This window comes from Sphingobium lactosutens DS20, from assembly GCF_000445105.1.
GTDB lineage: Bacteria > Pseudomonadota > Alphaproteobacteria > Sphingomonadales > Sphingomonadaceae > Sphingobium > Sphingobium lactosutens.
This window is the reverse complement of the sequence record NZ_ATDP01000086.1, coordinates 1-1,060: the sequence shown is the minus strand read 5'-3', so window position 1 is coordinate 1,060 and position 1,060 is coordinate 1. Positions and strand designations below refer to the sequence as shown.

At 66.7% G+C, this 1,060-nt stretch carries 1 protein-coding gene; it reads left to right on the top strand.

What is annotated here, in order from left to right; genetic code table 11:
- Positions 1–143: 143 nt before the first annotated feature.
- Positions 144–1,060: DUF2493 domain-containing protein (locus RLDS_RS39315; protein ID WP_021225907.1), on the top strand; the 917-nt coding region annotated here is incomplete at its 3' end.

Genomic DNA, 1,060 nt, shown 5'->3' with positions numbered 1-1,060 from the left:
CTCCCCGCTGGCGCGGCGTTAACCGGGGTCCGGCCTGTGGCCGGCTTCCCGGTTAACGTGCCTGACCTACCCTGACCGACCGCATGCCCTGAGTCAGGTCTCATCCGAGGGGATGAGACAGCAAAAACGCCATGGAGGCTCACATGACCAAGTCTTTCACGAACTTCGCCGACCTCGCCAGCTTCATCGCCGGCGAAACCGGCCATCACGGCCAGAGTTCGATCTACGAGGGTGCTTTCATCGAGCACGACGAACGCGCCAAGCTGTCGCCCGTCGACGAGACCGAGCAACGCGAGATGCCCGATCCCGAGCAAGCCCGCGCAGCGGTGGAAATGGTGATGGCGACGCTGTTCGACGTGTTTCGCGACACGCGGCTCGAGCCTTTCGCGAGCGACCTCGCCTGGGGCTTCGTCAACAGCTTCCATGTCGTCGCCAAGCGTCTCAGCGACCGCGAGGACGACGCGGCCAAGGAGCTCGGAGATCTCGCCCGCAGCTTCGATCCGAGCGAGATCTACGCCTCGCAGCTCGAGGAGGCGCAGCTGCTGTGCCAGACACTGCAGGGGTGCCGCGATGCGATGGAATGCATGCGCGACCATGCCGCCGAAGTCTATCGCGTCGAGACTGGCCGTCCCTACTCGCCGACCCGCGGCAGCCGGGTGTCGAGCGGGGTCACCGCCTCGATGATCGATGCCCGCAACTATCTCGCCGAGCGCGCCCGCGAGCGCCGCGAACAGTTCGCGCCCGAAGGTCCCGTCGTCGCCTTCTCCGGCGGTCAGGTCTGGGACGATCACGAGATGCTCTGGCGCGGTCTCGACTCCATCAAGGCCCGCGTGCCGGAAATGATCCTCGCGACCACCGCGCAGACCAAAGGCTGCGACGCGATCGCCCAGGCCTGGGCGGCAGCGCGCGGCGTGAAGGTCATCCTGTTCCGGCTGGATCGCCGTCTCGGCGCCAAGGCCGCCTTCGTCCGCAACGATCGCCTGCTGGCGCTCAAGCCGGTCGAAGCGGTCATCTGCGAGGGGTCGGGCATCCAGATGAACCTCGCGCAGAAGCTGCGGCA